The organism is Streptomyces sp. NPDC094143, assembly GCF_040303825.1.
In the GTDB taxonomy this organism is placed as follows: Bacteria; Actinomycetota; Actinomycetes; order Streptomycetales; family Streptomycetaceae; genus Streptomyces.
The window spans coordinates 81,705-106,576 of sequence record NZ_JBEOTZ010000006.1; the positions used below are offsets into that span (position 1 = coordinate 81,705).

At 70.4% G+C, this 24,872-nt stretch carries 23 protein-coding genes and 1 tRNA gene; 12 read left to right on the forward strand and 12 right to left on the reverse strand.

The window, feature by feature from the left end:
* The first annotated feature begins 100 nt into the window (after positions 1 to 100).
* The 3 genes from ABTZ58_RS10240 (at position 101) to ABTZ58_RS10250 (ending at position 2,492) form a co-directional block, all read left to right on the forward strand.
* Positions 101 to 619: a helix-turn-helix domain-containing protein gene (locus ABTZ58_RS10240; protein WP_351353115.1), complete on the forward strand. Its 519-nt coding sequence runs from the start codon at positions 101 to 103 to the stop codon at positions 617 to 619.
* A gap of 108 nt (positions 620 to 727) precedes the next feature.
* Positions 728 to 1,129 (forward strand): hypothetical protein, encoded by a 402-nt coding sequence (locus ABTZ58_RS10245; protein ID WP_351353118.1) that lies wholly within the window; start codon positions 728 to 730, stop codon positions 1,127 to 1,129.
* Between the two features lie 19 nt (positions 1,130 to 1,148).
* On the forward strand, positions 1,149 to 2,492 hold the full coding sequence (locus ABTZ58_RS10250; RefSeq protein WP_351353121.1) for a site-specific integrase: 1,344 nt from the start codon (positions 1,149 to 1,151) through the stop codon (positions 2,490 to 2,492).
* 85 nt (positions 2,493 to 2,577) lie between these two features.
* Here the strand turns inward: ABTZ58_RS10250 and ABTZ58_RS10255 are convergent.
* A tRNA-Val gene (locus ABTZ58_RS10255) sits at positions 2,578 to 2,649 on the reverse strand.
* Between the two features lie 199 nt (positions 2,650 to 2,848).
* Between ABTZ58_RS10255 and ABTZ58_RS10260 the strand changes: the two genes are divergently transcribed.
* The 4 genes from ABTZ58_RS10260 (at position 2,849) to ABTZ58_RS10275 (ending at position 6,326) form a co-directional block, all read left to right on the forward strand.
* Positions 2,849 to 3,760: a DUF4097 family beta strand repeat-containing protein gene (locus ABTZ58_RS10260; protein ID WP_351353124.1), complete on the forward strand. Its 912-nt coding sequence runs from the start codon at positions 2,849 to 2,851 to the stop codon at positions 3,758 to 3,760.
* A gap of 74 nt (positions 3,761 to 3,834) precedes the next feature.
* Positions 3,835 to 5,238 (forward strand): hypothetical protein, encoded by a 1,404-nt coding sequence (locus ABTZ58_RS10265; protein ID WP_351353127.1) that lies wholly within the window; start codon positions 3,835 to 3,837, stop codon positions 5,236 to 5,238.
* 22 nt (positions 5,239 to 5,260) lie between these two features.
* Positions 5,261 to 5,479, forward strand: coding sequence for an FmdB family zinc ribbon protein (locus tag ABTZ58_RS10270; RefSeq protein ID WP_351353130.1), 219 nt, complete (start codon positions 5,261 to 5,263; stop codon positions 5,477 to 5,479).
* A 79-nt stretch (positions 5,480 to 5,558) separates the two neighbouring features.
* The gene (locus ABTZ58_RS10275; protein ID WP_351353133.1) at positions 5,559 to 6,326 is read left to right on the forward strand and encodes a DedA family protein; all 768 of its coding nucleotides are present in this window, start codon (positions 5,559 to 5,561) and stop codon (positions 6,324 to 6,326) included.
* On the opposite strand, the gene ABTZ58_RS10280 is transcribed toward ABTZ58_RS10275, so the two are convergent.
* The 3 genes from ABTZ58_RS10280 to ABTZ58_RS10290 are packed head-to-tail and all read right to left on the reverse strand — an operon-like array spanning position 6,247 to position 10,824.
* Positions 6,247 to 7,056 carry an HAD family hydrolase gene (locus ABTZ58_RS10280; protein ID WP_351353136.1) on the reverse strand — a complete coding sequence of 270 codons (810 nt, stop codon included), beginning with the start codon at positions 7,054 to 7,056 and terminating at the stop codon, positions 6,247 to 6,249. The two genes, ABTZ58_RS10275 and ABTZ58_RS10280, sit on opposite strands and share 80 nt — an antisense overlap.
* On the reverse strand, positions 7,056 to 9,614 hold the full coding sequence (locus ABTZ58_RS10285) for a phosphoribosyltransferase (protein ID WP_351353139.1): 2,559 nt from the start codon (positions 9,612 to 9,614) through the stop codon (positions 7,056 to 7,058). The genes ABTZ58_RS10280 and ABTZ58_RS10285 overlap by 1 nt, the downstream gene beginning before the upstream one ends.
* Before the next feature lie 43 nt (positions 9,615 to 9,657).
* Positions 9,658 to 10,824 (reverse strand): HpcH/HpaI aldolase/citrate lyase family protein, encoded by a 1,167-nt coding sequence (locus ABTZ58_RS10290; protein ID WP_351353142.1) that lies wholly within the window; start codon positions 10,822 to 10,824, stop codon positions 9,658 to 9,660.
* A 230-nt stretch (positions 10,825 to 11,054) separates the two neighbouring features.
* On the opposite strand from ABTZ58_RS10290, the gene ABTZ58_RS10295 reads away from it, so the two are divergent.
* A complete protein-coding gene (locus ABTZ58_RS10295; RefSeq protein ID WP_351353145.1) occupies positions 11,055 to 11,954 on the forward strand; it encodes a TerD family protein in 900 nt (299 codons plus the stop codon).
* Between the two features lie 48 nt (positions 11,955 to 12,002).
* On the opposite strand, the gene ABTZ58_RS10300 is transcribed toward ABTZ58_RS10295, so the two are convergent.
* The 6 genes from ABTZ58_RS10300 to ABTZ58_RS10325 all read right to left on the reverse strand — a co-directional run bounded on the left by ABTZ58_RS10300 (position 12,003) and on the right by ABTZ58_RS10325 (position 16,590).
* Positions 12,003 to 12,737, reverse strand: a complete 735-nt coding sequence (locus ABTZ58_RS10300) for a TerD family protein (protein WP_351353148.1) — start codon at positions 12,735 to 12,737, stop codon at positions 12,003 to 12,005.
* Between the two features lie 130 nt (positions 12,738 to 12,867).
* Positions 12,868 to 14,013 (reverse strand): DUF475 domain-containing protein, encoded by a 1,146-nt coding sequence (locus ABTZ58_RS10305; protein WP_351353151.1) that lies wholly within the window; start codon positions 14,011 to 14,013, stop codon positions 12,868 to 12,870.
* A gap of 151 nt (positions 14,014 to 14,164) precedes the next feature.
* Positions 14,165 to 14,740: a TerD family protein gene (locus ABTZ58_RS10310; protein ID WP_309094106.1), complete on the reverse strand. Its 576-nt coding sequence runs from the start codon at positions 14,738 to 14,740 to the stop codon at positions 14,165 to 14,167.
* Between the two features lie 120 nt (positions 14,741 to 14,860).
* Positions 14,861 to 15,436, reverse strand: coding sequence for a calcium homeostasis/redox stress adaptation protein (locus tag ABTZ58_RS10315; protein WP_309094107.1), 576 nt, complete (start codon positions 15,434 to 15,436; stop codon positions 14,861 to 14,863).
* Between the two features lie 147 nt (positions 15,437 to 15,583).
* Positions 15,584 to 16,042 carry a peroxiredoxin gene (locus ABTZ58_RS10320; protein ID WP_351353155.1) on the reverse strand — a complete coding sequence of 153 codons (459 nt, stop codon included), beginning with the start codon at positions 16,040 to 16,042 and terminating at the stop codon, positions 15,584 to 15,586.
* 110 nt (positions 16,043 to 16,152) lie between these two features.
* The gene (locus tag ABTZ58_RS10325) at positions 16,153 to 16,590 is read right to left on the reverse strand and encodes a DUF3052 domain-containing protein (protein WP_010048512.1); all 438 of its coding nucleotides are present in this window, start codon (positions 16,588 to 16,590) and stop codon (positions 16,153 to 16,155) included.
* Between the two features lie 419 nt (positions 16,591 to 17,009).
* On the opposite strand from ABTZ58_RS10325, the gene aceE reads away from it, so the two are divergent.
* Both aceE and ABTZ58_RS10335 read left to right on the forward strand, forming a co-directional pair.
* On the forward strand, positions 17,010 to 19,757 hold the full coding sequence (gene aceE, locus ABTZ58_RS10330) for a pyruvate dehydrogenase (acetyl-transferring), homodimeric type (RefSeq protein ID WP_351353159.1): 2,748 nt from the start codon (positions 17,010 to 17,012) through the stop codon (positions 19,755 to 19,757).
* An 83-nt stretch (positions 19,758 to 19,840) separates the two neighbouring features.
* The gene (locus tag ABTZ58_RS10335; RefSeq protein WP_351353162.1) at positions 19,841 to 20,575 is read left to right on the forward strand and encodes a potassium channel family protein; all 735 of its coding nucleotides are present in this window, start codon (positions 19,841 to 19,843) and stop codon (positions 20,573 to 20,575) included.
* A 67-nt stretch (positions 20,576 to 20,642) separates the two neighbouring features.
* Here ABTZ58_RS10335 and ABTZ58_RS10340 read toward each other — a convergent pair whose 3' ends face one another.
* Both ABTZ58_RS10340 and ABTZ58_RS10345 read right to left on the reverse strand, forming a co-directional pair.
* Positions 20,643 to 20,954, reverse strand: coding sequence for a small hydrophobic protein (locus ABTZ58_RS10340; RefSeq protein ID WP_351353165.1), 312 nt, complete (start codon positions 20,952 to 20,954; stop codon positions 20,643 to 20,645).
* 240 nt (positions 20,955 to 21,194) lie between these two features.
* Positions 21,195 to 22,814, reverse strand: a complete 1,620-nt coding sequence (locus ABTZ58_RS10345; RefSeq protein WP_351353168.1) for an MFS transporter — start codon at positions 22,812 to 22,814, stop codon at positions 21,195 to 21,197.
* A gap of 116 nt (positions 22,815 to 22,930) precedes the next feature.
* On the opposite strand from ABTZ58_RS10345, the gene ABTZ58_RS10350 reads away from it, so the two are divergent.
* Together ABTZ58_RS10350 and ABTZ58_RS10355 are read left to right on the forward strand one after the other, a co-directional pair.
* Positions 22,931 to 23,563, forward strand: coding sequence for a TetR family transcriptional regulator (locus ABTZ58_RS10350; protein ID WP_351353171.1), 633 nt, complete (start codon positions 22,931 to 22,933; stop codon positions 23,561 to 23,563).
* A 73-nt stretch (positions 23,564 to 23,636) separates the two neighbouring features.
* Positions 23,637 to 24,845, forward strand: a complete 1,209-nt coding sequence (locus tag ABTZ58_RS10355; protein WP_351353174.1) for an alpha/beta hydrolase — start codon at positions 23,637 to 23,639, stop codon at positions 24,843 to 24,845.
* Positions 24,846 to 24,872: the final 27 nt, after the last annotated feature.

A 24,872-nucleotide genomic window follows, 5' to 3' on the forward strand; every position in this document is an offset into this window, starting at 1 on the left:
GCCTCATGCAACCCAAAAGCTCTGTTTCAAAGCTCAACTGCAGGTCAAATGGCTGACGGTCGGCTAGGGGGTTGACTGCAAGTAGTGCATGATGAGGGTCATGACGCGTGAGCGAGACTGGGAAAAGCTCGGCGGCTTCTACGCCGCGGCTCGCAAAGCCAGCGGCTTGACACAGGAAGACGTGGCCAAGCGGCTTGAGGTCAGCCGCACCACGATCCAGGCCATCGAACGGGGCGCCCTACCGAGTGGAAGCACCTTCACGAAGGTGACTGCGACCATGCGCGCTTACGCGCGCCTCGTCGGCTGGACCGAGACTTCACCCGTCGCCATCCTCGAAGGCGGCGAACCTACAGCCGTGCCCGATCCGGCGAGCGCACCTCAGCTGCCGAAGTCGGATCTCCCGCCGGCCATCGACCACGAGTTGCGCTCCGGCCGCACACTCGACAGCACAGTCGTCCACCTGGGACCTGAGGAGGACGACACGCGGATCATCGTGGTTCTGAAGGGTGCAGATGGCCTGAGCGAGGATGAGCTGGACGACCTGTGGAGCAAGTGGCGCAAGACGAGGCGCCAACTCCAGGCAATCCCTGGCGAATCAGACACCCCGCAAGAGGCATGACACAGTTTCGGCCTCACATGGTCGACTGTGACTGAAAAGTGTGCTTCGATCGACACACCGTCACCGAGGGGGGGCACTGCTCGGATCGGGGAAGTGTGTATGTGGGTCATGCACGTTGAGCGCGTCGAGGGTGAGTACATAGAACCCGAGATCATCGATCTCGAAGACGGCAGCGGCTGCCTGTTTAGGCTGCACGAGAGTGACATCCACGAGGACGGGCCGAAGTACCTGGCCGATCTCCTCACTGACCAGGCGCAGCGCTGGGCGCCCCGCCCGCCTGGATCACCCCCCGGTCCCGTCATCCCCGTCCTGTGGAAGCGATCGGCTGACCAACTCGACCGGTTCGCCATCGGTGTCGTGGACAACCCGCGCGGCATCATCTACGAGTGCCACGTCGACCTGATCAGCCAGCGGGCCGCGGACTATCTCAGCCGACTCGACACGGAGCGATCTCCGTACTGGCAGCGTGTACCCGAGGGCTACCACGACGGCGAGCGAGACGCCGAGTAGCTGAGCACGAGGGGACGCGATGGCCTACGCCGAGAAGGTCTACAAGGTCAGAAACGGCAAGCAGACGAAGCAGTTCACGTGGCGCTGCCGGTACAAGAAGCCCGACGGCACGTGGGGCAGTGAGCCGGGGTTCCCGACCAAGAAGCTGGCCGAGGAGTGGGGCGAGCAGCAGGAGGCGGCGATCCGGTCCGGCATGTGGATCGCCCCGGAGAAGCTGCAGACGCCGTTCGGCGAGTGGGTCAAGATCTGGAAGACGGCGAACAAGAAGCGCCCCCGCACCCAGTCGAGCCGCGCCTACCTGCTGGACAAGCTGCTGCTGCCCGAGTGGGAGTACACCCCGCTCAGCGAGGTGAACAACGTCTTCGCGGTGCAGTCCTGGGCCACCCGGGCCGCCAAGCCGCACGGCAAGCACGATCCGGACACCGTCGCCCAGGCCCGCAGCCTGCTCTCCACGATCCTGTCCGGAGCGGAGGACGCCGGCTACATCCCGGCGAACAAGCTGTACGGGCGGCGCATCATCGTGGGCTCCGATCACCACGAGGAGGAAGAGGAGGTGTGGGCGCAGCCGGACGAGATCTACCGCATCCACCGGCGGCTGGACGGCGTGCACGCCCTGATGCCGCTGGCCGACTGCTACCTGGGTCTGCGGTGGGGTGAGCTGGCCGGCCTGCACCGGGACAACTGCCTGCTCAAGCGGGAGGACCGCATCGACGGCAAGCCGTTCGTGCGGCACGTCGTCCGTGTCGACGCCAAGGTCGGCTCCCTGCACGAGGACACCTTCGAGCTGGACGCCGAGGGCCTTGAGGAGTGGCACCGCGCGGAGGATGCACGCCTGGAGGAGTACCGGGCCAAGGGGTGGAAGGCGAACCGGCGCAAGCCGCCGAGGAACGTGGTGAAGCTGTACCTGGGGCCGCCGAAGAACAAGTACAGCGCGCGGGAGGTGGATGTGCCGGAGTTCCTGGTGCGGCTGCTCGCGGAGCACATCGAGGCCTGGCCGCACCAGCATCCGTTCTCGACGCCCGGCGGGCAGTTCTGGCGGCGGGGGAACTTCACCCGCGCGCAGCTGCGGCCCGCGGCGGACGGGCGGCCGGCGATCGAGAGGAAGCGTGGCTTCGCCGGCCGGGAGGCGTGGGCGCCGATCCTGCCGGGGTTCACGATGCGTGGGGCCCGGCACACGCACGACACGTGGATGAAGGACGACGGGGTGGATCGGGCGCTGCGGTTCTTGACGATGGGGTGGGTCCCGAAGGACATTGAGGGGACCTACGAGCATGTGACGCCCGAGATGCGCAGGCATCGGCTGCGGCAGCTTGAGGCGCGGTGGGAGCGTGGGATGCGCGTGGCCGCGAAGCACTCCGGATGACGCTGCCGGGGGCCGCCCCCTAAGAATCTCCTAAATGATCTACGAGAGGCCCCTTACCGGATGGGTAAGGGGCCTCTGACCTGCGTGGGCGCGGACGGTTTCGAACCGCCGACATCCTGCTTGTAAGGCAGGCGCTCTACCCCTGAGCTACGCACCCGGCTCCCGGGTCATGCGCCCAGGACGAGTCGACAGCCTACATGGCCCGGGGCACGGTCCCGCAAACCCGTGTCGCGGGTCCCGCCGGGGGTTATCCCCACCCCGGATCCGGGAGCCGCCCGGATCCCCCGGCGGGCCCTGGATCCATACGGTCGTAGAGCGCCCGAGAGCGCCCGTCGTCCGTCCAGGGGGAGACCATCATGGCCCGCGCCACACGTACCACCGGCACCACCGGCACCACCGGCACCACCGGCACCACCACCAGCAGCGCCACTCGCACCACCCGCACCAGCCGCACCCCCCTCGCCCGCACAGCCACCCTCGGCGCTGCCGTCGTCGTCCTCGTCGCCGGGCTCAGCGCCTGCGGTGCCTCCGCCGGGGACGACAAGGAACCCGAACGCAAGTCCTTCGCGCTCCAGGGCCGCACCCTCACCGTCGACTCCGACGACTCGGCCCTGGAGATCGTCGCCGCGGACGGCCACCCGCGGGGGAAGATCGAGGTCACCCGCTGGTTCCAGGGCTCGGTCGTCCTCGGCAAGGATCCCGACGTCACCTGGACCATGAAGGACGACCGGCTGGTCCTGCGGCTGGAGTGCTCCGGCTTCGTCGCCGACTGTTCCGCCAGGCACCGCATCGAGGTGCCCCGCGGCATCACCGTGAACGTCCGGGACGGCGACGGCAGCGTCCGTGCCCGCGGCTTCCGCGACCCGCTGGACATCCGCACGGGCGACGGCTCCGTCCGCGTCAGCGACAGCACCGGCCCCGTGGAGCTGCGCACCGGCGACGGGTCGATCCGCGTTTCCGGCGCCACCGGCCCGCTGCGGATGCGCACCGGCGACGGTTCCATCCGGGCGGAGGTCTCCTCCCGCGACGTGCGCACCCACACCGGCGACGGCTCCGTCCGCCTCGAACTCGGCGTCGTGCCCGACCGCGTGGACTCCCGCAGCGGGGACGGCTCCGTGACCATCGACCTGCCCCGCGCCACCTACCGCGTGACCACCGAGACCGGTGACGGCGGCGTCGATGTGTCCGTGCCCCGCGACGAGAGCAGCGCGCATGTGGTGTCCGCCCGCACCGGCGACGGCAAAGTGACGGTCCGAACGGCGAACTAACCGGCCCGTGTGTTCGTCCTTAACCGGTGGGAGAATGACACCGGGCAGGGTGGACGACAGCACGGGAGAGGGATGTGACGGCGACACCAGCGCAGCCGTACTCGCCGTCGGTGTCGCGCGCACGCCGTCCGCGCCACCGCCCCACCCGCGGACCCGGACCGCTCGGCGACACGCTCGCCCTGGTCACCCTGCCGCTGCTGGCGGCGCTGGTCCTGCCCGCCGCCTTCGCGGGCGGCGGCACCCGCCGCTGGTTCGGCGGCCGGGCCGAGAACCAGCGGGCCGAGGCACAGGCCGCGAAGGACGCCGCCGCGGCCGCCTTCTACGAACTCGACACCGCCCAGCGCGACCTGCGCATCTCCATCGAGACGATCACCGCCGTCGACGACTCCCCGGCCGCCCGGCGCGCCGTCGGCGACTTCGACGCCCTAGGCCGGCGCATCGACGAGGCCAGCCACCGCTACATCGAGGCCGTCGACGCCCATGACCTCGACCGCGACGACCTGGAGGCCTCGGCCGCCGCCCGCGCCCGCGGCGAGCTGACGGCGGCCAAGGAGGAGCTCGGCCGCGTCAAGCAGGAGCTGGACCGGTTCGCCGACGGCCTCGGCCCCCTGCTCGGCAAGGCCGAGACGCAGCTGGCCCGCCTGGCCCCCGCGGTCGAGCGCGCCCGCCAGGCCCTGCTCGCCGCCGCCACCGCCCTCGACTCGGTGCGCGCCACCGGCCTGAAGGCGGACGACCTCGCCGCCCGTCTCGCCGCGCTCTCCCCCGAGCTCACCAAGCTGAACCAGGGCGCCGGGAGGCACGGCGTGCCGCAGACCCTGGAGCGGGCCGAGCGGGTCACCCGTGAGGCCGAGGCGGTCCGGGTCGAGGCCGAGCGGCTGCCGGAGCGCGCCGCCGAGATCGACCACCGGCTCGTCTCCCTGCGCACCCGCGCCCAGGCCCTCACCACCCGCTCCGAGCAGGTCGACCCGATCCTCAGCGAGCTGCGCCGCCGCTTCACCGCCGCCTGCTGGCAGGACCTGCAGAGCGTCCCCGACACGGCCGCCGAGAACGTCCGCCGGGCCGAGACGAAACTCGCCGAGGCCCGCACCGCCCGCGACGAACAGCGCTGGGCCGACGCGACCGCCCTCCTGTCGACCGTACGGGCCCTGCTGAACACCACCGACGAGGCCGTCTCGGCCGCCGGCGACCGCCTGCACCGGCTGAACGCCGTGCAGAAGGACCCCGAGCAGGAGATCGAGCGCACCCGCTTCGCCATCCGCGACGCCCAGCGCCTCGCGATGGCCGGCCGCAACACCCCCGACCCGCGCCACGCCCGCCCCCTGGACGACGCGGTGGCCCGCCTGGACCGCGCCGTCGCCACGCTGGAGGGCCGCCACCCCGACTACTGGCACTTCCTCACGGAGACGGAGGCGGTACGCCGGGCCGTGGCCCACGTGGTCGCCCTGATCCGCGAGGAACGGGGAGCGGCGGGCCACTGACCGGGCCGGTTACCCTGTGCCCATGCCTCGCTACGAGTACCGCTGCCGTACCTGCGGCGACACCTTCGAACTCAGCCGTCCCATGGCGGAGTCCTCCGCCCCAGCGGCCTGCCCCTCCGGACACGACGACACGGTGAAGCTCCTGTCCACCGTCGCGGTGGGCGGCTCCACCGCCGCCCCGGCCCCGGCCCCCCGCGCGGGCGGCGGGGGCGGTTGCTGCGGCGGCGGCTGCTGCGGCTGACGATCCCCCGGGGTCCCTTTCCCGCTGTCGCTCCAGGTTCCTCAGGTTCCCTTCAGGTCCGGTTTCCTAGCGTGGCGGCATGACAGCCATCGCCGCGGAAGCCGGACCGCAGTGGGTCAACGACCTCATGGACGCGCTGGGCGCGCCGGGTGCCGGTCTCGCCATCGCCCTGGAGAACCTGTTTCCGCCGCTGCCCAGCGAGGTGATCCTGCCCATGGCCGGGTTCGCCGCCAGCAGCGGGCGGATGAGCCTGCTCGCCGTGCTGCTGTGGACGACGGCCGGCTCGGTGATCGGCGCCCTCGCGCTGTACGGGGTGGGCGCGCTGCTCGGCCGGGACCGGACGGTGGCGATCGCGGAGCGGCTGCCGCTGGTGAAGGTCTCGGACATCGAGAAGACCGAGGCGTGGTTCCTCAAGCACGGCACCAAGGCCGTGTTCTTCGGCCGGATGATCCCGATCTTCCGCAGTCTGATCTCCGTGCCGGCGGGTGTGGAGCGCATGCGCCTGCCGGTGTTCCTGGGGCTGACCACCCTGGGCAGCGCGATCTGGAACACGGTGTTCGTGCTCGCGGGCTACTTCCTCGGCGCGAGCTGGCACACCGTGTCCGACATCGTCTCCACCTACTCCAAGGTGGTCCTGGCCGTCGTGGTCCTGGCGGTGGTGGTGTTCGTCGCGGTACGCCTGCGACGGCGCCCCGAAGGGGCGCGGGGAACTGCGCGAACGGCCACGACGGCGCCGCACCCGCACGACGACCAGGACACCCGAGTTCTCAGGCGCCCTGCACCGCCCTCAGAAACTCCCGCAGAATCCGCTCCCCGGCGAGCACGCCACGCTCGGGAAGCACCCTGATCGAGGGAGCCGTGAAGCCCGTGTCGGCCAGCTCCCCGTGGCCGGGCCGCCAGCCGTGGTCCGCCGCGAGGAGCAGGTCGGTGTCGAGCAGGGAGTCCCCGGCGGCGAGCGTGAGACCAGCGCCGGTCCGCCGGGCGACCTCCCGCATGGCCGCGCTCTTGGTGAGCGGCTTGGGCACCGCGTAGATCTTGCGGCCCTGGAGGGACACGGTCCAGCCGCGGTTCTCCGCCCACACCGCGAGTTCCTTCACCCAGTCCTCGTGCAGCAGTTCGCGCTCGACGACGAGGTAGGCGAACAGGTCGTCGGCGACGCGGTGCTTGCGTACCCACACCGGGTCGGCGGTCCTGAGCAGGTGCTCCTGCACCTCGTCCAGGGGCGCGCACTGGTCGGCCAGCCGTGCGGTCACCTGCGCGTGCCAGTCGGGGTCGGACACGCCGTCGACCAGGAGGTGGCCGCCGTTCGCGCAGATCGCGTACGTGGGCGCGGGGCCGGGCAGGTTGATGCGCTGGTACTGCTTGCGCGTCCGGGTCGTCGTCGGCACGAACACGGCCGCGTCGCCCAGTCCGGCCAGCAGCTCCGCCGCCGTCTCGGTCATGTACGACAGCGGCTTGCTCTCGTGCACCTCCACGCACAGCAGCCGGGGTGCCCGCGCGTCCGGCATGGTCAGCGCCAGGGCCGCGGCCGAGTAGATCAGGGTGCGGTCGAGGTCGCTCGCGACGATCACGGACATCAGAGCGTCACCGCCTTGCCGTCGGCGCCGGTCGCGCCCCGGGTGTACTGGGGGTGGATCAGGCCGACGCAGGTGTAGGGCAGGTCGGCCACCTCCTCGACGGGCACGCCGCGCTGCTCGGCGAGCAGGCGGACGTGGTCGAGGTCGCTGCCCGCCCCGGCGCGTGCCAGTACCTTCCAGGGCACGCGGCGCAGCATCACGCGGGTGGTCTCGCCGACGCCGGGCTTGACGAGGTTGACGTCGTGGATGCCGTACTCCTCACTGATGCGCTCGACCGCGCTCCAGCCCTCCCAGGTGGGCGTGCGGTCGGTGGCGAGCAGTTCCTTGGCCTGGGCGCAGGCCGCGTCCGTGACCTCGGGGAAGCGGGCGGAGACGGCGTCCAGGAACGCCACCGAGACGTCGGTGGCGGCGAGTTCGCGGTAGAACTTCGCGCCGTGGAAGTCGTGCGGGCCGACCAGGTCCGCGCGCAGCACGGTCCGTGAGATCAGGCCGGAGACGGTCGAGTTGAGGCAGGCGGAGGGGATGAGGAAGTCCTCGCGGGTGCCGTAGGTCCGTACGCAGGAGCCGGGGTCGGCCAGGACGGCGATCTCCGGGTCGAAGCCGGTGATGCCGTCGGACGTCTCGAACTCCGTCAGCGCCTGGGCGAGTTCGCGGGTGATGGCGCCCTTGCCGGTCCAGCCGTCGACGAAGACGACGTCCCGGGGGTCGTGGTGTGCGGCGAGCCAGCGCAGCGCGTTGGCGTCGATGCCGCGGCCGCGGACGATCGACACGGCGTAGTGCGGCAGGTCGAGGCCGTGCCGGTGCTGCGCCCAGCGGCGCATGAGGATGCCGACGGGGGTGCCCGCCCGGGCCAGGGAGACCAGGACCGGGCGCGGGGACCGCTCGGCGAGGACCGTCTCGGTGACGACACCGACCGCCCGGGCGATACGGGCCGCCGACTCCTGCAGCGCGGCGTGGAACAGCTCCTGGTACTGCTCGGTCGGCTGGTACTCCACGGGCAGCGACTCGGCGTAGTGCGCGCCGCCGCTCTGGATCGCCTCCTCGCGCTCCTCGGTCGGCGCCTCCAGCGTCACGTCCGAGAGGTCCTGGAGCAGCCAGCCGACCTCCTCGAACGCGTACGAGGAGAAGGCGGGGCCGCGGAGGGGCTCGGGCAGCATGGAGGGCCTTTCGGGGGCGCGCGGAGGCTCGGGGACGTACGACGGTACGACGGCGAGGAGGACCCGGGGGGTGTGCGCGGCGAGCCCGGCCAGCAGCCCGTCGGGGGCGTGCAGCGCGGGGGTGTCCGCTACGGAGTCGACGACGGCGACGACCGCGTCGAAGCCGGCACCGGCGACGTTGTAGGCGTACCGCTCCCCGGGGCCGTCGGCGGGGTCGTCGTGGGCGGGGAAGGCCAGGCGGGTGCGTATCGCGTAGCCGGGGTCGTCCACGGCGAGGACGGGCGAACGGGTGGTGGTGGAGTAGCGCACCTCGGCGTCCGTGATGCGCTCCAGGGATTCGGCGAGCCGCAGCGGGGCGTACATGAGCTCCTCGAAGCCGAGGACGTGCACGCGCCGGGCCCCGGCGGGCAGTGCCTCGGCGATCCGGGCCGCCATGGCGGGCAGGGCGGCCTCCAGGCGCTCCCGGTGGGCGGGGGTGAACCCGTGCCGCCCGCCGTCCGGCAGGCCGGAGGGCCAGCGCAGGTCCACGCGGGTGGCGTGGGGGCCGGTGCCTCCGTGGTCCGGGTGCGGGCCGGTGGGGGCCGGTCGCGCGGTGCCCCGCGCCCCTGGGGCGACCGGCCCCGGCGCGGCGGACGACACACGTCCCGTCGCCGCACTCTCCTCGTACCGCGCCACCAGCTCGCGCCCCTTCTTCAGCACCCCCTCGGGCAGCCGCACCGTCCCCGAGGCCGCTGCCACGAGATCCACGCGCGCGCCGATCTCGCGGGCGAAGTCCTCCAGCCGGCCGGAGTCCGCCGCCGAGCGCATGTCGACCAGCGCCACCACGACGTACCGCCGCCGCGGATACCGCTCGTGCAGGTCCCGGACGGTGTTCAGCACGGTGTTCCCGGTGGAGAACTCGTCGTCGACCAGGACCAGCGGCCCGTCGCCGGCGAGCAGCGCGGGATCCTCGGGCAGCAGCAGGTGCGACGTCGCGTGCGAGTGGGCCTCCTCGAAGCCGCCGGCCGGGGCCAGCCCGGCCACCGGGCGGCGGGTGGAGTGCAGGTACGGAGCGAGGCCGAGGCCGTCGGCGACACTGTGCCCCAGGCCGGTCGCGGTCTCCGCGTAGCCGAGGACGACCGCGCGGCGGGCCTCGTCGTCGCCCAGCAGCTCCCGCACCCGGCGGCCGAGCGCCACACCCTGTCCGTAGACCACGGACGGCGACTGCGGCACGTGCTTGCCCAGCACGTTCGACACCAGCAGGTGGGCCCGCTTGGGGTTGCGGCGCAGCGCCAGTCCCAGCAGATCGGTCAGCCGGTCGTCACCGGCGAGTTCGACGCCGAGCCGCTCGGCGACCCAGCTGCCGGACCAGACCCCGTCGCGCACCTCGTGGTGCGGCCCCTCGTTCACTGCCTTCTCCATGGATTGTCTGCGTCGCGTTCACCGGTGTACCTGGTTCGAGGACTCAGCTCGGCAAGCCCGCCGCGAGCAGTTCCACGAAGCCGATGTCCTCGTTGGCCACACCGAAAACCTCGGCGCGCAGAAGCGTCCGCTCGGCCCAGGCGCGGTGCGGCTTCACCTCGTTCATCTTGTTCGTGTACGCCGATCTCAGCACACCCCCGCCGCCGCGCTCGGGGCGCAGGATGTCCTGGGCGTCCGAGAACTCCTCGTGGCTGACGACCGACAGGGCGTGCACCGGCAGCACGTGGGAGGGGTGGATGCAGGTCTTGCCCAGCAGGCCGTTGGCCTGGTCCAGGGTGATCTCCCTGAGCAGCCCGTCCATGGCGTGTTCGATCAGCTTCTCGCGCAGCTCGGCGGCCTGCACCTCCAGGAAGGGGCTCTGCCGCAGCAGCGGCTTGAACATGCGCTCCTGGACCCGGAAGTACTCCCACACCGGCCCGGTCACGGTGAAGCCGGTGCCGTCGGCGCGGCCCAGCATGTTCACCACGTCGGCGATCACGGAGGCGACGATCTGGACGTCGTAGGCGGTCACGTCGGGGCCCCTGCGCAGCCCGTAGGAGGAGCAGAAGTCCGTCACGCCGAGGCGCACGGCGAGGACGCGGTCGCGGTACTTGTCGATCGCGCGGGAGATGCCCTCCAGGGTCTCGACCCGCGACTCGCGGTAGAGCAGCTCGGGGGACTCCAGCACCGGCATGGCGAAAAGGCGACGGCCGCTTTCGGCCTCGGCGGTCGCCAGGGCCTCCAGGAACGGAATGCCGCGCTCCGCGGTGAACTTCGGCAGGACGAACCCCGACAGCAGGCGCACCGCGGGGCCGAGGCGCCGCACCAGGTCGGGTATCTGCCCGGGGGTGCGGACGCGGATGAACAGCAGTGGCAGGTCCGGGTCCGGGAGGCCGGCGAGCGCGGTGAACTGACGGACCAGGTTCTCCTCGCCGGGGCCCACGTCCGCGTCGTCGATGGAGTCCTCCAGGCAGAGCACCATCGAGACCACTCCGCGCCCGCCCTGCTTGAGGATGTCGTCGGCGAGCCGGGGCCGCGTGGCCGGGCTGTAGAGCGTGGCGCCCAGGGCCGCCGAGAGCAGCCGGGCCGGGGAGTCCGCGGTGAACACGCACGGCTCCCGGTGGAAGAGACGCTTCCGCACCTCAGGGGCGATGTGCCCGAAATGACGCATGGAACTCCCCCGTGGTGGCGATGCGACCTGCGAATCGATGAAAGGTGGCCGGTAATAGTACGTAGAAGTCCATGTCGGAGGTTCCCGTCGGGCATGAATTTCAGGTAACGCGGGCAATCACAGCCAGTACCCGGCCATGACGACGGTAGTCCCAGGCGGCCGTCCGCGCCGCTCGTGGCACCCGGCCCCCCGCGTTGTCGTGAGCAGGACCGAGAAGGCAGGATGACCGCATGACGCACGCGATGCTGAAGGGGTCGAACGTCCCGCTGGAAGCCACCACGGTACGGGCCGTGCTGCGCTGGACACCCGGGCAGGGGGTTCCGGACGTCGACGCCTCCGCGCTGCTCCTCGGCCCCGACGGACGTGTGCGCTCCGACGAGGACTTCGTCTTCTACAACCAGCCCCGGCACCCGTCCGGGAAGGTGTGGCGGCTCGGCAAGAAGCGGGTCGCCGAGGGCCTGACCGACACGATCCAGACAGAGCTCACCGGTGTCGAGCCGGAAGTGGGCCGGATTCTGCTGGTCGCTTCGGCGGACGGCGTGACCTTCGACCGCGTGCGGGAGCTGCGCATCCTGCTGTACGACGCGGCGGACGCCGGCGCGGAGGCGCTGGCGTACTTCGACGTCAAGCCGGAGACGGGCGAGGAGACCGCGCTGATCTGCGGCGAGCTGTACCGGCGCGGCGAGGGCTGGAAGTTCCGGGCGCTGGGCGAGGGCTATTCGAACGGGCTGAAGGGGCTCGCGACCGACTTCGGCATCTCCGTGGACGAGTCGGAGGCGGCACAGGAGCCGACCACGACCGTGCCCGCGCCGCCCACGACGGCCGGTTCCGCCCCGCAGCAGCCCGCGGCCTCGTCGCAGTCCTCCGCCGAGGTGTCCCGGCCCCTGCCGCCGGAGCAGCCGACCGCGGTGCCCGCGCAGTCCGGGTACGGTTACCCGCCCCAGCAGCCCCCGGCGACGCAGCCGGCGTACGGCTACCCGCAGCCCGCCGGCCGGCCCGCGTACGGCTACCCGCCGGCTCCGGCGACGGCGGGCGCGCAGTCCGGCTACGGCTACCCGCAGCCGGTCACCGCCGCCCCCGACCCGGACTTCCGGCTGCCCCCGCAGGGCCCGCAGTTCATCGGCCGCTGAGGCGCCCCGGCCGCGGCGGGCCCAGCGCCTTCGGCGGCCTCGCCGGGCTCAGCGGCCGACCTTCGTCTTGTAGCCCCGCCCCCACTGCAGCCCCCACCCGTACAGCCGGTCCAGTTCCGCCTGGAAGCCGTAGACGAACTTGGCCTCGCGGCGGACGACGATCTCGTTCTTGACCTTCTCGATCATGACGACGGCGCAGGAGCGGGCCTGCGGCTGGCGTTCGTCGAGGTGGATCTCGATGCGGGGGCCGTTGCTCGGGTAGAGCGTCACGATGGCCTGGGCACGGTCGAAGGCGGGCGTCTGGTCGTAGATGTAGACGAAGACCAGGAGCCGCTTGATGCTGTCGCGGTGGTCGAGGTTGATGTACATCGTCTCGCCGGACCCCGAGCCGAAGCGGTCGTCACCGCTGAGCTTGACGTACGGCGGGGCGTTGACGTCGCCGAAGTAGCCGCCGAGCGGCTGGACGACGCCCTTGGTGCCGTCCTGGAGCTCGTAGAGGCAGCCCAGGTCGAGGTCGACGTTGACCATGCTCTGGCTGTGGCCGATGACCTCCGGTGGCTTCAGGGCCCGGAGGGGGTGCCGCAGCAGGCTCTCGCGCCGGGAGCCGCCGATGTCGGAGGTGCGCATCCGCCAGCTGAGGTTGACCCGCAGGTGGCCGGTGGCCGCGTCCTGCTTGGTGAGTGATATCTGTGCGCGCCGCTTGGTCAGTTCGATCGCGTTGGTCGACGCGTCGCCCGAGTCGAACTGCACGGTGCCGCGCCTGAGTCCGTCGAACAGGCCCATTCCGCCCCCACGTTCACTTGGAGACCGCGGGACGTCGCCCTGCCCGCGGCCCTTGACGACCGGCGGGGCGGCCGCCGAGGAGTCGCCTCGGTGGCCGCCCCGTCGAGAGCGTTCCTCACCCGGAGGGGTGTCACACCCCGGACGAGACCTCAGTCTTGTCGTCCGAGCCGGCCTTTCCCTCGGCCGCCGCGATGGCGCGGTTGCGGCGGACGGAGGACCAGAAGGAGGCGCCGATGAGGACGACGCCGATGAGGCCGGTGATGATCTCGTTGATCTCGTACTGGATGGTGACGAGCAGGATCATGGCGAGCGCGCCGATGGCGTAGTGCGCGCCGTGCTCCAGGTAGACGTAGTCGTCGAGGGTGCCCTGGCGGACCAGGTACACCGTGAGCGACCGGACGTACATGGCACCGATGCCCAGGCCGAGGGCCATCAGGACGATGTCGTTGGTGATGGCGAAGGCGCCGATGACACCGTCGAAGGAGAAGGACGCGTCCAGGACCTCCAGGTAGAGGAACATGAAGAACGCGGCCTTGCCGGCCAGCCTCACCGCGGACTTGGGCTTGCCCTCGCGTTCGGCCTGTTCCTCGGCCTCGTGCTCGCGCTCCTCCCCCTCTTCGAGCTTGTCCTCGAAGTAGCCGGAGAGACCGCCGACGATCATGTACGTGATCAGACCGGCGATGCCGGAGAGCAGGACCGTCTCCGCCTTGTCGGCGTGGGTGCCGCCGTGCTGGTGGGCGTGGGCGCCGAAGGTGATCGCGGAGATCAGCAGCACGATCAGGGCGATGCAGACCGACAGCATGTCGACCTTGCCGAGCTTGGCCAGCGGCCGCTCCAGCCAGCCGAGCCACTTGATGTCCCGGTCCTCGAAGATGAAGTCCAGGAAGATCATCAGCAGGAACATACCGCCGAAGGCCGCGATCGACGGGTGCGCGTCGGTCACCAGCTCCTGGTAGCGGTCCTTGTCGGTGAGCGCGAGGTCGACGGCCTCGATCGGGCCCAGCTGGGCGCTGACGGCGACGATCACGACGGGGAAGACCAGTCGCATGCCGAAGACGGCGATCAGAATGCCGATGGTGAGGAAGATCTTCTGCCAGAAGGCATTCATCTTCTTCAGGATCCCGGCGTTGACCACCGCGTTGTCGAAGGACAGCGAGATCTCGAGGATGGACAGGATCGCTACGACACCGAACGCGGTCCACCCTCCGTAGAAGACCGCTGCGACCAGGCCGAGCGCGGTGACCGCGAACGACCACCCGAAGGTTTTCAGAACCACTGGCTACCCAATCGTGTGTTGGGGGTCCCCCCAGACGGAATCTGAGGGAGGGGTTCCCCCCCGCCGTACCCGGCTTTACGAACTTTTGAAGCCGAAGTCTAGTCGGGCCCCCTCCGCGCCCCGGGGGGGCCCGCGTTTTGCTCATATCGCGTTATGACACGTTGACCCCGAAGTCCAGGGCGATGCCCCGCAGACCGGACGCGTACCCCTGACCCACGGCCCTGAACTTCCACTCGCCCTGGTAGCGGTAGACCTCACCGAAGATCATCGCGGTCTCCGTGGAGGCGTCCTCGCTGAGGTCGTAGCGGGCCAGTTCCTGGCCGTCGGCCTGGTTCACGACGCGGATGAACGCGTTGCTGACCTGGCCGAAGGTCTGGCCGCGTTCGTCGGCCATGTGGATGGAGACGGGGAACACGATCTTGTCGCACTGCGGCGGCACCTTGGAGAGGTCGATCAGCAGCGACTCGTCGTCGCCGTCGCCCTCGCCGGTGAGGTTGTCACCCGTGTGCTCGACCGAACCGTCGGGGCTCTTGAGCTGGTTGTAGAAGACGAACCACTCGTCCCCGAGCACCCGCCCGCCGCTGCACATCAGCGCGCTGGCGTCGAGGTCGAACGGGGCTCCGGTGGTGGAGCGCGCGTCCCAGCCGAGCCCGATCAGCACCTGAGTGAGATTCGGTGCGGCCTTGGACAGGGAGACGTTCCCCCCTTTGGCAAGCGTGACGCCCATCTGATGTCCCTCCCCGGGTGGTGTTACTGAGGTGGTCTTGCACGTCCGGCGCCGCACGTAAACCGTGCGGCGCCGGACAGAAAGACCCGAAAGCCCCGTCGCCGGGGCCCGTCAGGTGGCTCAGACGTTCACGCCGAAGTCCTGCGCGATGCCGCGCAGGCCGGAGGCGTAGCCCTGGCCGATGGCGCGGAACTTCCACTCCGCGCCGTGCCGGTAGAGCTCGCCGAAGACCATGGCGGTCTCGGTGGAGGCGTCCTCCGACAGGTCGTACCGGGCGATCTCGGCACCGCCGGCCTGGTTGACGACGCGGATGAACGCGTTGCGCACCTGGCCGAAGGACTGCTGGCGGGTCTCGGCGTCGTAGATGGAGACCGGGAAGACGATCTTCTCGACGTCGGCCGGGACGCCGGCCAGGTTGACCTTGATCTGCTCGTCGTCGCCCTCGCCCTCACCGGTGGTGTTGTCACCGGTGTGCTCGACGGAGCCGTCCGGGCTCTTGAGGTTGTTGAAGAAGATGAAGTGCGCGTCGCTGGCGACCTTGCCGGAGCTGTTCAGCAGCAGCGCGCTGGCGTCCAGGTCGAAGTCGGTGCCGGTCGTGGTGCGGACGTCCCACCCCAGACCGATGATGACCGCGGTCAGGCCCGGCGCCTCCTTGGTCAGCGATACGTTGCCGCCCTTGCTGAGGCTGACTCCCACGAGTCCTCCATTGGTGTCCGGGGGCGGGGTGCCCCGTTGTGCTCGGATGTCGGATCAACGAGTCGATCCTAGTGACGGGTTCCCGCCCCTCGCAGGCCCTGGAGCCGACAAATCAGCGGGTGTCGAGCGCATGACGCCCGACCGGCGTCACAGGGAGTCGAGCGCCTTGAGGTAGTCGTTCGGGTCGCGCGCGTCCGGCAGGCCGTTGACGACGGTCCACCGCACGACGCCCTCCTTGTCGATGACGAAGGTGCCGCGCACCGCGCAGCCCTTGCCCTCGTCGAAGACGCCGTAGGCCCGCGAGACGTTGCCGTGCGGCCAGAAGTCGGACAGCAGCGGGTACTCCAGGCCCTCCTGCTCGGCGAAGACGCGCAGGGTGTGGATGGAGTCGTTGGAGACGGCGAGCAGCGCGGTGTCGCGGTCGGTGAACCGGGGCAGGCTGTCGCGCAGCTCGCCCAGCTCGCCGGTGCACACACCGGTGAAGGCGAAGGGGTAGAAGAGCAGCACCACGTTCTGCCGGCCGCGGAAGTCGGACAGCCGCACGGTCCTGCCGTGGTTGTCCCTGAGCTCGAAGCCGGGGGCCTTCTCACCGACCTGGATCGCCATCGCCGCGGGTGTCCCTTCCTGGGCCTGTTCCGGTGGGACGACCACCCTACGCAGGGACCCGCACAGGCCTGCGGGCGGGCCGGCGGCGCCGGCCCGCCCGCTGCGTAGGGCTAGCGCTTGGACTTGGCTGCTTTGGGCGTCGCCAGGCGGCTCCCGCTCCAGTCCTTGCCGACGCTGACGCTCTTGGACGCCGTCAGGCCGGCGGTCGTGGCGGCTTCCGAGATGTCACTCGGCTCCACATAGCCCGAACGGCCGGTCTTCGGCGTGAGGAGCAGGATGGCACCGCCCTCTTCGATGTACGTGGTGGCATCGACCAGCGCATCCGTCAGGTCGCCGTCGTCGTCACGGAACCACAGCACAACGGCGTCGGCCACGTCGTCGTAGTCCTCGTCCACCAGGTCGCCCTCGACGATGCCCTCGATGGCCTCGCGGAGTTCCTGGTCCACGTCGTCGTCGTAGCCGATCTCCTGGACCACCTGCCCGGGCTGGAACCCCAGCCTGGCGGCAGGGTTCGTCCGCTCCTCCGCGTGGTCCGCGGTCGCGCTCACGGGTTGCCTCCTGATCATGTTTTGGGAAATATCTCAGCCACGCGCGTGCGCGAAGCATTGGCCGTAGTCCACACGGGCGGGACGGATCGCGCAAGTACCCGGCCGTTCGGACCGCCGAAACGGTGACGATCCTGGCCGTGTCACCGCAACTCCAGGCACACCATCATGGTCCCAGGTGACACACACCACACCTTTCTGCCCCGTTTGGGCGTTTGGGAATCGTCTGCGGGTACGAGACTCGAAGGTATTCGCCCCATACGTCACGGAGTCGATCTCACGCACGGGTTACCGCTCGGTAGAGATGACGTTTCACGGCCCCGGGGTGGACCATGGGGAGCGGCGCGGCCCCCAGCGACGACGCCCAGCGACGACAGCGAAACAGCGGCCCTCGCACGGCCCTCTGACAGGTAAGGAACAGCGTGGCTTCCGCATCCGATCGCAACCCGATCATCATTGGCGGCCTTCCGAGTCAGGTTCCTGACTTCGATCCCGAAGAGACGCAGGAGTGGCTCGACTCCCTCGACGCCGCCGTCGACGAGCGCGGCCGGGAACGCGCCCGCTACCTGATGCTGCGGCTGATCGAGCGGGCCCGCGAGAAGCGCGTGGCCGTGCCGGAGATGCGCAGCACGGACTACGTCAACACCATCCCCACCAAGAGCGAGCCGTTCTTCCCGGGCAACGAGGAGATCGAGCGCAAGATCCTCAACGCCACCCGCTGGAACGCGGCCGTGATGGTCTCCCGCGCCCAGCGCCCGGGCATCGGCGTCGGCGGCCACATCGCCACGTTCGCCTCCTCCGCGTCCCTCTACGACGTGGGCTTCAACCACTTCTTCCGCGGCAAGGACGAGGGCGACGGCGGCGACCAGGTCTTCTTCCAGGGCCACGCCTCCCCCGGCATCTACGCCCGCGCCTTCCTGCTGGACCGGCTGAGCGAACAGCACCTGGACGGCTTCCGCCAGGAGAAGTCGAAGGCGCCGTACGCGCTGTCGTCGTACCCGCATCCGCGGTCGATGCCGGACTTCTGGGAGTTCCCGACGGTGTCGATGGGCCTCGGCCCGATCGGCGCGATCTACCAGGCGCGCATGAACCGCTACATGGAGGCGCGCGGGATCGCCGACACCTCCAAGTCGCACGTCTGGGCGTTCCTGGGCGACGGCGAGATGGACGAGCCGGAGTCGCTGGGCCAGCTGTCCATCGCCGCCCGCGAGGGCCTGGACAACCTCACGTTCGTCGTCAACTGCAACCTGCAGCGCCTCGACGGCCCGGTGCGCGGCAACGGCAAGATCATCCAGGAGCTGGAGTCGATCTTCCGGGGCGCCGGCTGGAACGTGATCAAGCTGGTCTGGGACCGCACCTGGGACCCGCTGCTCGCCCAGGACCGCGACGGCGTGCTGGTCAACAAGATGAACACCACGCCGGACGGGCAGTTCCAGACGTACGCCACGGAGACCGGCGTGTACATCCGCGACCACTTCTTCGGTGACGACCACCGGCTGCGCGCGATGGTCGAGAACATGACCGACGACCAGATCCTGCACCTGGGGCGCGGCGGTCACGACCACCGCAAGATCTTCGCGGCGTACAAGGCGGCCGTGGAGCACAAGGGCCAGCCGACGGTCATCCTCGCCAAGACGATCAAGGGCTGGACGCTGGGCCCGAACTTCGAGGGCCGCAACGCCACGCACCAGATGAAGAAGCTGACGGTCGACGACCTCAAGCGCTTCCGCGACCGGCTGCACCTGCCGATCCCGGACAAGGAGCTGGAGTCCGGCGTGCCGCCGTACTACCACCCGGGCCGGGACTCGGAGGAGATCCAGTACATGCACGACCGCCGCAGGTCGCTCGGCGGTTACGTGCCCACCCGCGTCGTCCGCTCCAAGCCGCTGCCGCTGCCCGAGGACAAGACGTACGCGACCGTGAAGAAGGGCTCGGGGCACCAGTCCATCGCGACGACGATGGCGTTCGTACGGCTCCTCAAGGACCTCATGCGGGACAAGGAGATCGGCAGGCGGTTCGTGCTGATCGCGCCGGACGAGTACCGCACGTTCGGCATGGACTCGTTCTTCCCGAGCGCGAAGATCTACAACCCGCTCGGCCAGCAGTACGAGTCGGTCGACCGTGAGCTGCTGCTCGCCTACAAGGAGTCGCCGAACGGCCAGATGCTGCACGACGGCATCTCCGAGGCGGGGTGCACGGCCTCGCTGATCGCCGCGGGCTCGGCCTACGCCACGCACGGCGAGCCGCTGATCCCGGTCTACGTCTTCTACTCGATGTTCGGCTTCCAGCGCACCGGCGACCAGTTCTGGCAGATGGCCGACCAGCTGGCGCGCGGTTTCGTCCTGGGCGCGACCGCGGGCCGTACGACCCTGACCGGTGAGGGGCTCCAGCACGCCGACGGCCACTCGCAGCTGCTGGCCTCGACCAACCCGGGCTGCGTGGCGTACGACCCGGCGTTCGGCTTCGAGATCGCGCACATCGTCAAGGACGGGCTGCGGAGGATGTACGGCAGCTCGCCGGAGCACCCGCACGGCGAGGACGTCTTCTACTACCTGACCGTCTACAACGAGCCCATCCAGCACCCGGCCGAGCCCGAGAACGTGGACGTCGAGGGCATCCTCAAGGGCCTGTACCGCTTCAGCGAGGGCACGGCCGGCCAGACCCCGGCGCAGATCCTGGCGTCCGGTGTCGCGCTGCCCTGGGCGATCGAGGCGCAGAAGATCCTGGCCGACGACTGGAACGTCAAGGCGGACGTCTGGTCGGCGACCTCCTGGAATGAACTGCGGCGCGACGCCGTGGCCTGCGAGGAGCACAACCTGCTGCACCCGGAGGAGGAGCAGCGGGTGCCGTACGTGACGCGCAAGCTGGCGGACGCGCAAGGCCCGGTCGTGGCGGTGTCCGACTGGATGCGGGCGGTCCCGGACCAGATCTCGCGCTGGGTGCCGCAGCCGTACCAGTCGCTCGGCGCGGACGGCTTCGGCTTCGCGGACACGCGCGGTGCGGCGCGGCGCTTCTTCCACATCGACGCGCAGTCGATCGTGGTCGCGGTCCTCACCGAGCTGGCCCGTGCGGGCAAGGTCGACCGGTCGGTGCTGAAGCAGGCCATCGACCGGTACCAGCTGCTCGACGTGTCGGCGGCGGACCCGGGAGCCGCGGGCGGCGACGCATAGCACAGCGGACCCTGTCAAGGGGTGGTGAGTCTCACGGGTACACCGTGGGCGCACCACCCCTTCACCTTTCCTACGATGCGGCCATGCAGCAGCAGCCGGCCCAGCTCCGTTGGGAACAGCACACACAGCGCCCCCTGTTCGGCCTGGCCCTGGCCTTCGCCGTCGCCTACGCCGTGCCGATCGTCCGGCCGGACGCGGGCCGGGAGGTGGTGGAGGTCTGCACGGCGGTGGAGTGGGTGGTGTGGGGGGCGTTCGCCCTCGACTACCTCGTCCGGCTCGCCCTGGCCGAGCGGCGGCTGTCGTTCGTCCGGGCGCACTGGCTCGACCTCGCGGCGGTGCTGCTGCCGCTGCTGCAGCCGCTGCGCCTGCTGCGCCTGGTGTCCACGCTGCTGCTGGTCGGGCAGCGGGCGCGGATGGCCTCGCAGATCCGGCTCACCACGTACGTGGCCGGCTCGGTGGTCGGGCTGCTGATGTTCGGCTCGCTGGCCGTGCTGTCCGTGGAGCGGGACTCGCCGGACGGGAACATCCGGACGCTGGGTGACGCCGTGTGGTGGTCCTTCACGACGATGACGACCGTGGGCTACGGGGACCACGCCCCGACGACCGGGCTGGGGCGGATGCTCGCGGTCGGGCTGATGCTGTCCGGGATCGCCCTGCTGGGTGTGGTGACCGCGAACATCGCCGCCTGGTTCATCGCCCGGTTCGAGAAGGACGACGTGGAGGAGCGGCGGCAGACCGAGGCGATACGGGAGCTGACGCAGGAGGTCCGGGCGCTGCGCGACGAACTCGCGGCGCTGAAGGGGACCCCGGTGAAATGACAGGAAGGAGGGCCTCCGGCGCTGTCGCCGGAGGCCCTTCCCTCACTTTCCCGCGGGGGACGGCAGGTCAGAACAGCATGCCGTTTCCCGGAGTCGCCGCTCCGGCCAGCCAGATGACGGCCAGGAGCGTGTCGATGGCGCCCAGGACGAAGGCCACCACGGCCGTGACCGGCCGGGAGCCCGCCCGGCTACGGCCCATCGCGAGCCAGCCGCAGACCATCGCCACGGGGCCGAGGACGATCCCCAGCACGAAGAAACCGGCGACCGCGCAGATGACTCCGATGATTCCGAGCGTCGCGCGATCCGGCCCGGTACGTGACCACGTCCGGCCACGTGAGCGGGGGTGCCTGCGCGTGCCGTGCCCGAAGCTCGCCATCATCAACTCCCGTAAACCCTCGGTCGGTTGGGTCGATGCGGGTACGACATGGCGAGTACCCCGGATGCGGCCTTCAATCCCGCTGCCTGCGCGCCACCCCCCTCCGGCAGCGCGCCGCAGCGTCCGTCCCCCATGCCCTGCGGAGGACTTGACCCACTGTGACCTGCGGTGGGGGCGGGAGGGGAGGGATCACGGCCTCGTTCACCCTGATAGGCGAACTCGGCCGGGATCCGCGGCACTCCGTCAGATGTGCCCGACGCCCGCGCCGGCCTCGGCGTTCTCCCCGCGCTTGGTGAGGAACGCGACGAACACGGCGACGGCGGCCACGCCCGCAGCGGTCAGCGAGGCCAGGCTCATGCCGTCGATGAACGTGGTGTGCGCGACATCGGCGATCTTCGCGGCGATCTGCTCGGGCGTGCCCGGGGGCACCGGGGCGCTGCCCTGCTGGACGGCCAGCGCGGCCTGTTCGGTCTGGGCCGGGGTGAGCGGGGGCAGTCCCGCCTTCGCCCAGTTGCCGGCCAGGTCGTTGTCGACCTTGGAGGCCATGACCGCGCCCAGCACGGCCGTGCCCAGGCTGCCGCCGATCTGCATGGCGGCCTGCTGGAGACCGCCGGCGACACCGGAGAGCTCCATCGGCGCGTTGCCGACGATGACCTCCGTGGCGCCGACCATGACGGGCGCGAGGCCGAGGCCGAGCAGGGCGAACCAGACGGACATGACACCGCTGCCCGTCTCCGCGTCCAGCGTGGACATGCCGTACATGGCGATCGCGGTGAAGGCCATGCCGCCGGCCAGCGGGATGCGCGGTCCGAACTTGGTGATCAGCACGCCGGCGAGCGGCGAGCCGACGATCATCATGCCGGTGAGCGGCAGCAGGTGCAGACCGGCGTCGATCGGGCTCATCCCGTGCACGTTCTGCAGGTAGAACGTCACGAAGAACAGGCCCCCCATGAACGCGATGGCCATCAGGACCATGAGGACGACACCCGCCGACAGCGGGACGGAACGGAACAGCGCCAGCGGGATCAGCGGCTCCTTCACCTTCGTCTCCCACAGGGCGAAGAGCCCGAAGCCGACGACCGACGCGACGATGAACGACCAGGTCTTCAGATCGCCCCAGCCCCACTCCGGGGCCTTGATCAGAGCCCAGACGAGGCAGAACATCGCGGCCGACAGCAGGACGATGCCGAGCAGGTCGAAGGAGCGCGGGGCGTTCTCGGCGCGGTGGTCGAGCAGGATCCAGACGCCGAGGACGACGGCGAGGACACCGACCGGCACGTTGATGAAGAACACCGACTGCCAGTTGACGTGCTCGACGAGCACGCCGCCGAGGATCGGGCCGCCGGCCGTGGAGGCGCCGATGACCATGCCCCAGATGCCGATCGCCATGTTCAGCTTCTCGGCCGGGAAGGTGGCCCGCAGCAGGCCGAGCGCGGCCGGCATCAGCAACGCGCCGAAGAGCCCCTGGAAGACGCGGAAGACGATGACCGCGGTGATGCCCTTGGACAGTCCGATGGCGGCCGAGGAGGCGGCGAAGCCCGCCACGCCGATGAGGAACGTCTGGCGGTGACCGAACCGGTCACCGAGCTTGCCCGCGGTGATCAGGGAGACCGCGAGGGCGAGGAAGTAGGCGTTGGTGATCCATTGCAGATCCGACCAGGAGGCTCCCAGGTCCTTGCCGATCGCGGGGTTGGCAATGGCCACGATGGTGCCGTCGAGGGCCACCATCATGACCCCCACTGCGACGGTTATGAGGGTGAGCCAGGGGTGCCCTCGCAGCCCCTTGCCCGGCGTCGCGTCCGACGGCGTCGCAGGGGTGCCGCCCCCCGGCCCCGTCGTGTCGATGGTGGTCTGACTAGTCATACGTTCGAGGCTAATGACAGCCACTGACAATTGACAAACCAATTCACTAGTCGGTAACTGACACGACATCCCCGTATAGCCTGATCTGGGAGAACACTTCAGACGAGAGGAACACCTTGAACCTGCGCGAACGCAAGAAGCAGCGCACCCGGGACGCCCTGCTGCGGGCCGCCCTGGAGCTGTTCGCCACGCGCGGGTACGAGGAGACGACCGTCGACGACATCGCCGCCGCCGTCGACGTCTCGCAGCGCACCTTCTTCCGCTACTTCGCCGGGAAGGAGGAGACGGCGTTCTTCGTGCCGCGGCTCGCGGAGGCCCTCGTCGTCGACGCCGTACGGGCCCGTCCGCGGGACGAGGTGCCGCTGGAGGCGCTGCGCCGGGCCGTCGTGGAGAGCTGGGACACGATCCACGAGGCCGTCGACGAGCTCGTGCCGATCGACCTCCACATGCGCGTCTACCGGGTGATCGAGTCGACACCCGCGCTGCTCGCCGCCCATCTGCGCCGGGCGGCGGAGCTGGAGGAGCAGCTCGCCCGGATCATCGCCGAGCGCGAGGGGCTCGACGTCGACGCGGACCCGCGGCCGAGGATCGTCGTCGCCCTGTTCGGCGGGGTGATTCGTGTCACCGAGCGGCTCTGGTCCGCCGGGGACGACCTCACCCTGGACGGGCTGCGCGAACTCACCACGGCCTACCTCGATCAGGTGGGACCCGCACTGGCCGGGAACTGGCGTGCGGAGCCGTCCCCCTAGACCACACACCGAAACGTGATCCCGGTCACTTGGCTCACGCGAGACCCTCTCGTTCTCCTAGTGTGTCCTTTCAGTGACTTCCTTCGACACCTCCCCGCAACTGAACGTCTGGCGCGCACTGCTCGCTCTGGCCGTCGTGTTCGTGATGCTGGCGACCACCGGCTGGACGGCCCTGCGCAGCCAGCGGGGTGACACGCCGTTGCAGGCCTCGCTCTCCGCGTGGGAGGACGGCCGGATCGCCGGCCGCCGCCTGCCGGACCCGCAGTCCGGGCCGGCGAAGCTCGCCCGCTTCTTCGGCTCGCTCGGCGAGCGGGACCGCGCGAGTCTGGTCCGCAAGTACGCCCTGGCGGTCGGCAACATGAACGGCGCCCCCCTCGAGCTGCGCTACCGGGCCAACCGCGTGGCACTGGCCGAGGCGCGTGACGTCGAGCGCGAACGCATGCGCGACAAGCGCCTCACCCCGGCCGGGCAGCACGAGGCCGGGCGCAGGATGCACCGCTTCGAGGACCTCTTGGAGAAGGGCCGCCACATCCTGGCCTTCGACCCGGAGGGCTCGGGCCGGGTCGCGGAGGTCTTCGGCGACCTGCGCGAGGCGGAGCGGGTCTCGGTCGTCGTGCCCGGCGTCGACACCGACCTGCTCACCTTCCAGCGCACCCACCGCCCCTACTCGGCGCCCGTCGGCATGGCCAAGGCCCTGTACGCGGCCGAGAAGCGGGCGAGCCCCTCGACCCGTACGGCCGTGATCGCCTGGGCCGACTACACGGCGCCGAGCGGCCTCGGCATCGACTCCGCGACCGCGATGCGCGCCGAGGACGGTGCCGTGCGGCTCGACTCGCTGGTGCGGGCGCTGCCCGGCACCGCGCCGGTGTCGCTGTTCTGCCACAGCTACGGCTCCGTGGTCTGCGGGGTCGCGGCGCACGGCCTGCCGGACCGGGTGTCCGACATCGCGGTGGCCGGCAGCCCCGGCATGCGCGTGGAGAAGGCCGCCCAGCTGCGCACCGGCGCCCGGGTGTGGGCCATGCGGGACGCCGACGACTGGATCCAGGACGTTCCGTACCTGGAGCTGGGCGGGCTGGGCCACGGGGCCGATCCGGTGTCCGCCGGCTTCGGGGCACGGGTGCTGTCGGCGGCGGGCGCGAAGGGTCACGCCGGCTACTTCGAGCCGGGCACGGCAAGTCTGTTCAATTTCGCAGAGATCGGCGTTGGCGCATACCGCTCGGTGCACTGCGCGCACGAAGACGGCGTCTGCCGGACCGGTTTGTCCGGTACGGCGGCGGCCTGACGCGCGTAGCGGCGAAGGGAACCGCGG

Coding starts and splice junctions, on each gene's coding strand:
- ABTZ58_RS10240 (WP_351353115.1), top strand. CDS start 101: ATGACGCGTGAGCGAGACTGGGAAAAGCTCGGCGGCTTCTACGCCGCG.
- ABTZ58_RS10245 (WP_351353118.1), top strand. CDS start 728: ATGCACGTTGAGCGCGTCGAGGGTGAGTACATAGAACCCGAGATCATC.
- ABTZ58_RS10250 (WP_351353121.1), top strand. CDS start 1,149: ATGGCCTACGCCGAGAAGGTCTACAAGGTCAGAAACGGCAAGCAGACG.
- ABTZ58_RS10260 (WP_351353124.1), top strand. CDS start 2,849: ATGGCCCGCGCCACACGTACCACCGGCACCACCGGCACCACCGGCACC.
- ABTZ58_RS10270 (WP_351353130.1), top strand. CDS start 5,261: ATGCCTCGCTACGAGTACCGCTGCCGTACCTGCGGCGACACCTTCGAA.
- ABTZ58_RS10275 (WP_351353133.1), top strand. CDS start 5,559: ATGACAGCCATCGCCGCGGAAGCCGGACCGCAGTGGGTCAACGACCTC.
- ABTZ58_RS10280 (WP_351353136.1), bottom strand. CDS start 7,056: ATGTCCGTGATCGTCGCGAGCGACCTCGACCGCACCCTGATCTACTCG.
- ABTZ58_RS10285 (WP_351353139.1), bottom strand. CDS start 9,614: ATGGAGAAGGCAGTGAACGAGGGGCCGCACCACGAGGTGCGCGACGGG.
- ABTZ58_RS10290 (WP_351353142.1), bottom strand. CDS start 10,824: ATGCGTCATTTCGGGCACATCGCCCCTGAGGTGCGGAAGCGTCTCTTC.
- ABTZ58_RS10295 (WP_351353145.1), top strand. CDS start 11,055: ATGACGCACGCGATGCTGAAGGGGTCGAACGTCCCGCTGGAAGCCACC.
- ABTZ58_RS10300 (WP_351353148.1), bottom strand. CDS start 12,737: ATGGGCCTGTTCGACGGACTCAGGCGCGGCACCGTGCAGTTCGACTCG.
- ABTZ58_RS10310 (WP_309094106.1), bottom strand. CDS start 14,740: ATGGGCGTCACGCTTGCCAAAGGGGGGAACGTCTCCCTGTCCAAGGCC.
- ABTZ58_RS10320 (WP_351353155.1), bottom strand. CDS start 16,042: ATGGCGATCCAGGTCGGTGAGAAGGCCCCCGGCTTCGAGCTCAGGGAC.
- ABTZ58_RS10335 (WP_351353162.1), top strand. CDS start 19,841: ATGCAGCAGCAGCCGGCCCAGCTCCGTTGGGAACAGCACACACAGCGC.
- ABTZ58_RS10340 (WP_351353165.1), bottom strand. CDS start 20,954: ATGATGGCGAGCTTCGGGCACGGCACGCGCAGGCACCCCCGCTCACGT.
- ABTZ58_RS10345 (WP_351353168.1), bottom strand. CDS start 22,814: ATGACTAGTCAGACCACCATCGACACGACGGGGCCGGGGGGCGGCACC.